At 69.8% G+C, this 9,202-nt stretch carries 13 protein-coding genes; 6 read left to right on the plus strand and 7 right to left on the minus strand.

Features of this window, described 5'->3' with window-relative positions; translation table 11 throughout:
• A partial coding sequence (locus BGN97_RS11910; protein ID WP_363331429.1) for a PRC-barrel domain-containing protein occupies nt 1-674 on the minus strand: 674 nt, incomplete at its 3' end.
• A 77-nt stretch (nt 675-751) separates the two neighbouring features.
• On the opposite strand from BGN97_RS11910, the gene BGN97_RS11915 reads away from it, so the two are divergent.
• The 5 genes from BGN97_RS11915 to BGN97_RS11935 are packed head-to-tail and all read left to right on the plus strand — an operon-like array spanning nt 752 to nt 3,706.
• Nucleotides 752-1,450, plus strand: a complete 699-nt coding sequence (locus BGN97_RS11915; protein WP_292701684.1) for a general stress protein — start codon at nt 752-754, stop codon at nt 1,448-1,450.
• On the plus strand, nt 1,447-1,854 hold the full coding sequence (locus BGN97_RS11920) for a hypothetical protein (RefSeq protein WP_292701686.1): 408 nt from the start codon (nt 1,447-1,449) through the stop codon (nt 1,852-1,854). The genes BGN97_RS11915 and BGN97_RS11920 overlap by 4 nt, the downstream gene beginning before the upstream one ends.
• Nucleotides 1,851-2,519: an alpha/beta family hydrolase gene (locus BGN97_RS11925; protein WP_292701688.1), complete on the plus strand. Its 669-nt coding sequence runs from the start codon at nt 1,851-1,853 to the stop codon at nt 2,517-2,519. Before BGN97_RS11920 ends, BGN97_RS11925 begins: the two co-directional genes overlap by 4 nt.
• A gap of 57 nt (nt 2,520-2,576) precedes the next feature.
• Nucleotides 2,577-3,314, plus strand: a complete 738-nt coding sequence (locus BGN97_RS11930; RefSeq protein ID WP_292701691.1) for a metallophosphoesterase family protein — start codon at nt 2,577-2,579, stop codon at nt 3,312-3,314.
• 2 nt (nt 3,315-3,316) lie between these two features.
• Nucleotides 3,317-3,706: a VOC family protein gene (locus tag BGN97_RS11935; RefSeq protein WP_292701696.1), complete on the plus strand. Its 390-nt coding sequence runs from the start codon at nt 3,317-3,319 to the stop codon at nt 3,704-3,706.
• Here BGN97_RS11935 and BGN97_RS11940 read toward each other — a convergent pair.
• The 3 genes from BGN97_RS11940 to BGN97_RS11950 all read right to left on the minus strand — a co-directional run bounded on the left by BGN97_RS11940 (nt 3,675) and on the right by BGN97_RS11950 (nt 6,479).
• The gene (locus tag BGN97_RS11940) at nt 3,675-4,346 is read right to left on the minus strand and encodes a YdcF family protein (RefSeq protein WP_292701698.1); all 672 of its coding nucleotides are present in this window, start codon (nt 4,344-4,346) and stop codon (nt 3,675-3,677) included. The two genes, BGN97_RS11935 and BGN97_RS11940, sit on opposite strands and share 32 nt — an antisense overlap.
• Before the next feature lie 78 nt (nt 4,347-4,424).
• A complete protein-coding gene (locus BGN97_RS11945) occupies nt 4,425-5,582 on the minus strand; it encodes a DUF222 domain-containing protein (protein ID WP_363331432.1) in 1,158 nt (385 codons plus the stop codon).
• A 9-nt stretch (nt 5,583-5,591) separates the two neighbouring features.
• Entirely contained in the window at nt 5,592-6,479 is an 888-nt protein-coding gene (locus BGN97_RS11950) for an alpha/beta hydrolase (RefSeq protein WP_292701700.1), read from the minus strand.
• Between the two features lie 80 nt (nt 6,480-6,559).
• Between BGN97_RS11950 and BGN97_RS11955 the strand changes: the two genes are divergently transcribed.
• Nucleotides 6,560-7,156, plus strand: a complete 597-nt coding sequence (locus BGN97_RS11955) for an HAD family phosphatase (RefSeq protein WP_292701702.1) — start codon at nt 6,560-6,562, stop codon at nt 7,154-7,156.
• Here the strand turns inward: BGN97_RS11955 and BGN97_RS11960 are convergent.
• The 3 genes from BGN97_RS11960 to BGN97_RS11970 form a co-directional block, all read right to left on the minus strand.
• Nucleotides 7,146-7,796 (minus strand): HAD family hydrolase, encoded by a 651-nt coding sequence (locus BGN97_RS11960; protein ID WP_292701706.1) that lies wholly within the window; start codon nt 7,794-7,796, stop codon nt 7,146-7,148. The genes BGN97_RS11955 and BGN97_RS11960 overlap by 11 nt on opposite strands.
• Before the next feature lie 2 nt (nt 7,797-7,798).
• Nucleotides 7,799-7,957, minus strand: coding sequence for a hypothetical protein (locus BGN97_RS11965; protein WP_292701709.1), 159 nt, complete (start codon nt 7,955-7,957; stop codon nt 7,799-7,801).
• A gap of 2 nt (nt 7,958-7,959) precedes the next feature.
• Nucleotides 7,960-9,202 (minus strand): aminopeptidase P family protein (locus BGN97_RS11970; protein ID WP_292701712.1); only part of this gene is annotated, 1,243 nt, incomplete at its 5' end.

A 9,202-nucleotide genomic window follows, 5' to 3' on the forward strand; every position in this document is an offset into this window, starting at 1 on the left:
TCGCCCAGGCGGTCGAGGATGCCCACCTGCTCGTCCTCGGGCATCTCCTCGAGGGCGTCGGCGAGGCGTTCGTCTGGGAGCTCTTCGGCGACCTCGATCATGCGCTGCTCGGGCAGGTCGAGCAGGGTCGTCGCGAGGTCGGCGGCGTGCAGCTCGGAGTACGTGGCGACCAGCTGCTCGGCGGACTGCGCCTCGCCGGGCTGCTGCTGCTCGGTGACCTCGTTCCAGGTGGCGAACGTGGTGGGGCCCTTCGCGAACGGCGACGCGCTGGTCTTCGGCTTGCGCAGGAACAGCTGCGTGATGGCCCACTCGCCGTGCCGGTCCTGCTCGATCGCGGCGTCCTCGATCACGGCGGTGCCGCTGCCGTCCGCGAGGCTGACGCGCCGGCCGAGGTACTCGGCGAGCACGCGCACCTCACCGGGACGCGGCTGGAAGCGGCGCACGTTGATGAGTCCGGTGCTGATCACCTGCCCGGCGCGGATGGAGGTCACACGTCCGATGGAGAGGAACACATGTCGGCGCCCGGGGATCTCGACGACCAGGCCGATCACGCGCGGAGCAGCCGTTTTTCGGTACACGATGACGACGTCCCGGACCTTGCCGAGCCGGTCGCCCACGGGATCGAAGACGGCGCAGCCTGCCAGGCGCGCGGCGAAAACCCGTTGTGTGCTCACGGGTTCCAGCGTAGTCGGCGCATCGCTGGGAGCGCCGTCGGATGACCTCCCACCGGGCGGTCTGGGACAATGGGACGATGAGCATGATGAATCGGCCCGGGAACGGCACCGACCTCGGCGAGATGGTCGCGTCGTCACGTGACTACGAGGTCGCGCAGAAGACGGTCTCGAAGCTGATCGCCGGCGAGGTGCCGGCCCGCGACATCGCGATCGTCGGGCAGGGGGTGCGCACCGTCGAGCGGGTGACCGGCAGGCTGGGCTATGCGGCCGCGGCCCGATCGGGCGCGATCAACGGCGTGCTGATCGGCCTCGTGCTCTCGGCGGTCATGCTGTTCGGCAACTCGAATGCCCCGGTCTCGCTCTTCCTCGGGTTCATCCTGATCGGTGTCGCGCTGGGCATGGTGATGAGCCTGGTGACCTATTCGATCGTCCGCCGTCGCCGGGACTTCGCGAGCATGACGCAGATGCTCGCCGACCACTACGAGGTGCGGGTGCAGGCGGCGTCGCTGGCGAAGGCGCGTCAGGTGCTGGGCTCGGAGCGCCAGGAGACGCCGCGACCGACCGTCGACCTGAGCAAGCCGCCGCAGTTCGGCGAGCGGCTGCCGGTGCCGGGTGCGGATGCCGCTCCGCAGGCGCCCGCCTATCCGCCGGCGCCACCGGCTCCCGCGGCGCCTCCTGCCGGGGCCGTGCCTCCGGCAGACGCCGCGGACACCGCCGGGGACGTGTCGCCCGATGCCGGCGGCGGCGCCGACGGCGAGTCGTCCGAGCCGCGATGACCTCCGGGCGGGAGGCGACCGGCGTGTCCGCATGGGCGCTGGGCCTGCTGATCCTGCTCCCGGTGCCGATGCTGGGATCCCTGGCATCCGGCGGTGCGATGGTGGCCGCGTACGGCACGCTGTCCCGGCAGGGGCCGCTGGCCAAGGCGAACGCGGCGGCGGCGCGGCGATGGGGTGCGATCTTCCTGATGCTCTCGACCGGGCTGCTGCTCCTGCAGCTCGTGCTCGGACTGATCCGGCTCGCAGCACACACGAATGAGGCATCCGGATTCTTTCCTCAGGGCATCCCGATCACCCTGTACGCGGTGGTCTGCCTGGTGCATCTGGTGGTGGTGATCGCCGGCACGCTGCGCGCGCGCCGCGGTGAGGTCGTGCGTCTGCCGTTCACGCGGGACGCGGCATGAGCCTGTCGGTCGAGCTGCCCTCCGGAGAGGTGCGGGTGAGCACAGCCTGGGAGAGGCCGGCGAGTCCGTCTCGCGGGGTCGTCGCGATCGCGCACGGTGCGGGCGCGCGGATGGAGCACCCGTTCCTGGTCGGCTTCGCCGGCGCCCTGCGCGACGCGGGGTTCACGACCGTGCGATTCAATTTCCCGTACTCCGAGGCGGGCAGGCGGATGCCGGGACCTGCGCCGCACGCGATCCTGACCTGGCGTGCGATGGTGGCCGCCGCGCGCGCCGAGGTGCCCGGCGAGCCCGTCTTCGCGTGCGGCAAGTCGTATGGCGGCAGGATGGCGTCGATGGCGGGCGCGGAGGGGCTGGAGGTCGACGGGCTCGTGTACGTCGGCTACCCCCTGCATCCGCCCGGCAGGCCGGAGAAGCCGCGGGTGGAGCACCTGCCCCATGTGCGCCCTCCGCAGCTGTTCGTGGAGGGGACGAACGACCCGTTCGTACAGCCGCTGTCGCAGCTGGAGCAGGCGGTGGCGTCATGCCAGGACGCCCGTATCGCCTGGTTCGAGGGCGGCGGTCACTCCTTCGAGGTCAAGGGACGCAAGCGGCCGGCCGACGAGGTCGGGGCATCGATCGCGCCGGCGGTCGTCGAGTTCCTCAGCGGGGTTCTGGCCACCGGCTGAGCGCGCCGCAGCCCGGCCGGCGGCGCCCCATCCCGCCCGCCGTGGCACGATGGGGGCATGACGGATCGCATCGCCCTCATCTCGGACGTGCATGGCAACCTGGGAGCTCTCGAGGCGGTTCTCGCGGACATCCGCAGCAGAGGGATCGAGCAGATCATCAACCTCGGCGACACGGCGGGGAAGGGACCGCGCGGCGAGGCCGCGGTGCGATTGTGCCGTGAGGCGTGCGCGGTGAACGTGCGTGGCAACTGGGACGACTTCCTGCCCGGAATCGCTGACGACGCCTCTGAGGGCCTGGTGTGGTGGCGGGACGAGCTTTCCCCGTCGAGCCTGTCCTGGCTCGGGTCGCTGCCGTTGAGCCATGACCTGGTCATGAGCGGCCGCCGCATTCGGCTGTTCCATGCATCGGCGGAGAGCCCGCATGTGCGGGTGCACTTCCATCACACGCCCGAGCAGTTCGCGGGGATGTTCGCGAACACGGACATGACCGGCGACGGTCCGGAGCCGGACGTCGTCGGCTACGCCGACATCCACGATGCCTACGTCGAGTCGGTCGACGGCCGGACTCTGTTCAACGTCGGCAGCGTCGGGAACCCACTCGACGAGCCGACTCCTTCGTACGTCATCCTCGAAGGCGCGCTGGGCGTCGAGGACAGCGCGCCGTTCGGAATCCAGTTCATGCGGGTGCCCTACGACGTCGAGGCCGAGATCGCCGTCGCCCAGGAGCTGCGGATGCCGGAGCGTGATGTCTGGGCGGTCGAGCTGCGGACCGCCGTGTACCGCGGAAGGCAGTGATCGTGGCGGGATTCCATCACGTCGAGCTGTGGGTCGCGGATGCCTCGGGATTCGGCGCCTGGGCATGGCTTCTGGACCGGCTCGGCTTCACCCTCGACCAGGAGTGGACAGGCGGGCGGTCGTGGGCCGCAGAGGACGCCTATCTCACGCTCACCACCTCGCCGAACCTGACGGCGTCGGAGCACGACCGGCGCCGACCCGGGCTGAACCACCTGGCCTTCCACGGCGGCGATCGCGACGCGGTGGACGCGCTCATGCGCGCAGCGGCCGGGAACGGGTGGACGCCTCTCTACGACGAGAGATATCCGCACGCAGGCGGTCCCGGCCATTACGCCGGCTGGCTCGAGAACGAGGACGGGTTCAAGGTCGAGGTGGTCGCGGACCCGGAGTGATGCTCCGGGAGCTCCGACGCCAGAGCGCCGTGCGCTTGGCGTACGTCGCGCGCAGCGCGCCGAGGATCTTCAGCACGGGGGCCTCGCCGAGGCGGTGCTCGGCGCCGCGGACGAGCCCGGCGGCGAGATCGGGACGCTCGTGCCACAGGATCTCCCTGCCCATCTCGGCATGCGGGGCATTCGAGACGATGGCGATCGTGTCGGCATGCTCGATGAGCGGGATCGCGTGCGCGATGTTCTCGCGCGTCGAGCGGCTGGTCGTGTCCAGCACCGTCGGGCCGGCATAGCCGAGGCGCTCGCGAGCGTAGCGCTGCATGATCACGGCTTCCGACGTGCTGCTGTGCACCGGGCCGCCGCAGAGCACGAGCAGGTTGTCTGCGGCCGGGTCGAGGGATCGGATGCCCGCGCGCACCCGGAAGCGGTTGACGAGATTGGCGCTCTCGCCGGTGTTGCCGTAACCGAGCACGACGACGGCGTGACGCAGGGTCGACGAGGAGGCGTCGGTGCACGGCATGCTCGCCGCTCGCCCCAGCCATCGCCTGCTCGCCCGCGCATCCACCGACTCGGCCCACAGCCATGACAGAACGAGGCTCGACAGGATCACCGCGACTGCAGGAGCAGGACTTCGACTGATCGGCACGGCTGCCACGATAGCCGCTGCGTGCGAACGACTCCTCCGCGCTGGGTCGCTCGCAGCGTCAGTCATGCCGACTGACGTTCAGGCGGCGTGCGGTCTGAATCTCTTCGGTGGCGGCTCGATGCCCGCCCAGGCGGCGACGAGCGCGGCGCGAGGGCGGAGTGGAATGGGCGGACTCCCGCCTGGCGGATGGAGCATGAAGTCGTACGTGCCGTCGCGTGTGATGCGCCAGCCGTTGTGATGCAGCTGCATGTGATGGTGACGGCAGAGCAGGATTCCGCGGTCGATGTCGGTTCGGCCCTTGCCGGCGTGCCACTCGTCGACATGATGGGCCTCGCAGTAGGAGGCGGGGCGGTCGCAGCCCTGCCAGCGGCATCCGCCGTCGCGGATAGCGAGCGCGATGCGCTGGCGCGGCGTGAACAGCCGGTGCTCCCGGCCCATATCCAGCGGATTCCCGAGGTGATCGACCGTGATCGTCACCCTTCCCGTCTCGCAGATGCGCTGGTCGGCCGCGGTGAGGGGCAGGGACGATCCATAGTCCTCCGTGCGTGCGCTCACCGCAGTGCCTGACGAGTCGACGACCTGCACGATCCGGACACCGGCCTGGCGTGTGCCGAAGACCGACTCCGAGTCCGCGAGTGCACCCGCACGGAGTACGTCCATGAGCAGGTCGTAGCTCAGCTGATCGTTCGTGCGGGCATCCGCCGTCAGCTCCCGAGCCTTCTCAGCCTCCGCCGAGTCGACGAACCGTGGCCCTCCGCGTCGCGGTCTCAGCGCCGAGTCGCGGATCGCACGGATCCAGGCGGCTCCGTCGTCCTCGAAGTCGATGCGTCCGCGCTCGATGCCGTCGGCATCCGTCCAGATCCGGAACGATCGTCGCTCGTACCGCTCGGTGAAGCGCCGTTCCGCGCCGTCGGGGTCGAGCTGGTCGCGGATCGTGCGCCCCTGGATCCGCAGTTCCAGCGCGCGGCGGCGACACCGGCTCCGACGATGCTGATCCGCTCTGCCGCACGCATCAGAGTGGATGCTGCCGTCACAGCGTCCACGAGCGCGTCGGCATCGAATGCGCTCATGCGCGATGTCAGCTCCTCCGCCGGGACATCGCAGCCGAACAGGTCGCGCAGTGCCGCGGTCTGGTGCTCGATGTCGGTGAGAAGAGCCATGACTCCATTCTGAGAGGGGCCTCCGACATTCGAACGCAAGTTCGAGGCAAGATCGATCGAATCCGGTAACGGAAATGTAACGAACTCATTCGGTGTCGAGGAACCGCATGACTGCGCCCACGTACGCCTCCGGCTGCTCCACGAACGCGAAATGACCTGCATCCGGGATGGTGACGACATCCCCTCCGGTCGCGGTGCGGTACGCGTCGCGCACGACCGGCGGCGCGACCAGGTCGTCCTCCCCGTGGATCAGAACCGAGGGCACAGTCAGCGATGCGAGCGACGGCCGGCGATCGCGGTACATCTCCGGCATCAGGGCGAGGTGGGACATCCCCTTCCCCCAATCCAGATCCTTCTGAGCCGCAGTCATCACCTCTTCGTACCGCCCGCGCGTGGCCCTGTCGTGGAAGAACAGGTCCAGGTAGCGGGGGCCCAGCGGCAGCATCGCCTCCCACGTGCGGTCGTCTCCGGTCAGGCGGCGTTCCAGCCCGGCGAGCGTGCGGCACGCCTCTGCGGCGTCGGCGTTCCCGTCCTCGTCCAGCATCGCCGCCGCCCTCGGCAGACGATGCCGATCGGTGGCGTCGGCGTCCAACGCCGGGCAGTCCAGGATCAGCCCGCTGATGCGCTCCGGACGCGTCAGCGCGTACTCGAGCGCGTAGCCGCCGCCGGAGGAGTGACCGATGAGCGTCCATCGGTCGATGCCGAGCCGGCGGCGGATCCCCTCGAAGTCCTGCACCAGAAGGGCGACCGTCAGCGGTGCGGCCTCCGGCAGGTCATCGGACCTCAGCACGCCGCGCTGGTCGACGCCGATGATGCGGATGCCCTGGTCGGCGAACAGATCGCCGACCGACTCCATGAAGTCCCAGCAGGGGTTGCCCGGTCCACCATGGATGAACAGGAGCGGATGCCCGTCCTCGGGGCCGCGCTGGTCGACGAAGAGACGGGTGCTGTCGATCTCGAGAAGGGACTCCACTCCAGCACGCTACGGTGCGGTGGGCACTCGGTAAAGGGCTCTTGTACATCTGCGCGGCCGGTCCCTGGCACGATGGAGTCATGATCCGCGCCGTCGTCTTCGACCTGGACGGCGTGCTGCGCCATTTCGATCCCGCTCACGTGACGGCGATCGAAGCCCGTCACGGCCTGTCCGAGGGCAGCATCCACGCGGCGGCATTCGCTCCCGAGCTGCTCGATCCGGTCGTCACGGGGCTCCGCAGCCGGGCCGACTGGGTGCGGAGCGTGGGGGAGCGGATCGCCCACCCGCAGGCGGCAGAGGATTGGGGGCGGCATCCATCGGCTCCGGATCCCGGGATGCTTGCGCTCGGCGACGAGCTGCGGGCCGGTGGCATCCGCACGGCGATCCTCACCAACGGCACCGACACGATCCCCGCCGAACTTCGCGAGTCCGGCATCGATGCGCATGTCGACGACGTCTTCAACTCGGCCGAGATCGGCTTCGCCAAGCCTGACCCCCGGGTGTTCGAGCACGTGCTGGACGCGCTGGATCTGCCCGCCGTCGAGGTCTTCTTCACCGACGACTCGCCGTCCAAGCTCGCCGGAGCAGCGGCGCTCGGCATCCGCGCGCACCACTTCACCGGCGAGGTCGTCCTCCGCGCGGTTCTCCGCGACGCCGGGGTACCCGTCAGCGGTTGAGCACCGCTGCGGCGAAACCGGGCACATCGCCGACCACGAGATCGACTGCCGCATCCGCGTGTGGACGATCGGTGATCCACGCCGTGCGCAACCCCGCCCTGCGACCTGCTTCGATGTCCGTCTCGAGCCCGTCACCGGCCATCCAGCCGCGTAGCGGCACGCCGATGCGCTCCGCCAGCACGATGACCAGACCGGGGTCGGGCTTGCGGATGCCGACATCCGACGACACGACCCAATCGTCCACCAGCGCGTCCAAGCCCGTTCGCTCGATCTTCCCGACCTGATTGTCGGCGATCCCGTTCGTCGCGATCCCCAGCATCCATCCGGCCCCACGCAGGTCGCGCAGGGCGCGGACGACCCCGGGGAAGAGCTCGATGAGCTCGGGCATCCGGCGGCGGTACTCCTGCCACAGCGCATAAGGGTCCACCCTCGCCGAAGTCCGCTCGACGATGCCGGGGAACACCTGATCCTTCGGCCTGCGCGCGGTCAGCTCGCCGATGATCCAGGGCCGGAGATCGGGGTCCGCGCCGCACCCGCGGATGAACTCGTCCACCCAACGCGCGGCTGCCGCCTTCTGATCGACGAGGGTGCCGTCGAGGTCGAAGACGATGAGCTGCCCGTCGTCCATCTGCCCCGTCACACCTACGACTTGCCCTGATCCACCCAGCGGGTGTGCGCCTTGAGCGCATGCAGCACGGCGAGGCGCACAACGAAGTACAGGGCGGCGCCGACCACGGCGAGTGCGATCACGTAGAAGAACAGCCCCAGCAGCAGGTGCGGAAATGCGAACAGGTTGCCCATCGTCAGCGCTTCAGACGTGCGATCCACGCCTCGACGTCGGCGACGGTGCGCGGGATGCCGGCGGAGAGGTTGACGGGGCCGTCCTCGGTCATCAGGATGTCGTCCTCGATGCGCACGCCGATGCCGCGCAGCTCCTCCGGAACCGTGAGATCGTCGATCTGGAAGTACAGGCCCGGTTCGATCGTGAAGACCATGCCGGCCTCGAGGATGCCGTCGTAGTACATCTCGCGACGCGCCTGCGCGCAGTCGTGCACGTCGATGCCGAGGTGGTGCGAGGTGCCGTGCACCATGTATCGGCGCTGCTGGCCGCCCTTGTCGGCGTCCAGCGCCTCCTCGGCGGTCACGGGCAGCAGGCCCCACTCGGCCGTGCGCTCGGCGATGATTCTCATCGCGGCCTCGTGCACGGTGCGGAAGCGCACTCCGGGCCTGGCGGCGGCGAAGGCGGCGTCCGCGGCCTCCAGCACGACCTCGTAGACACGGCGCTGCACGTCGGAGAAGGTGCCGTTCACGGGCAGCGTGCGCGTGATGTCGGCGGTGTACTGGCTGTCGACCTCGACGCCCGCGTCGATCAGGATCAGATCGCCCGGGACGACCGTGCCGTCGTTGCGCGTCCAGTGCAGGTAGCAGGCGTGCGGACCGGACGCCGCGATCGTGTCGTAGCCCTCCCAGTTGCCGTCGCTGCGGGCGCGCTGGTGGAAGACGCCCTCGACGATGCGCTCGCCGCGGGGGTGCGCGATCGCGCGGTCGAAGTCGCGGATGACGTCCTCGAACCCGGATGCCGTGACGGCGACCGCGCGGCGCATCTCGGCGATCTCGAACTCGTCCTTCACCAGGCGCAGCTCGGAGACGAAGCGGGTCAGCTCGTCGTCCGCGTCCACGACCAGGTCGTCGTCGCCGGCGGTGAAGGCGTCGATGTGCGCGGTGGCCACGGCCAGATCGGCGGCGACGCCGGCGAGCGAGGGCCGCGGGCCGATCCAGAACTCGCCGATGGTGGCATCCGAGTAGAACTCGCTGGTGGTGCGGTCGGCGCGCTCGCGGAAGTACAGCGTCACCTCGTGTCCGTCGTCCGTCGGCTCGAACACCAGCACGGAGTCGGGCTCGGCCTCGTTCTCCCAGCCGGTCAGGTGCAGGAACGCCGAGTGCGCGCGGAACGGGTAGTCGGTGTCGTTGCTGCGCTGCTTGAGCGAGCCGGCCGGGGCGACCAGGCGCTTGCCGGGGAAGGCCTTCGACACGGCGTCGCGGCGA

Source organism: Microbacterium sp. 69-10 (genome assembly GCF_001897945.1).
GTDB lineage: Bacteria > Actinomycetota > Actinomycetes > Actinomycetales > Microbacteriaceae > Microbacterium.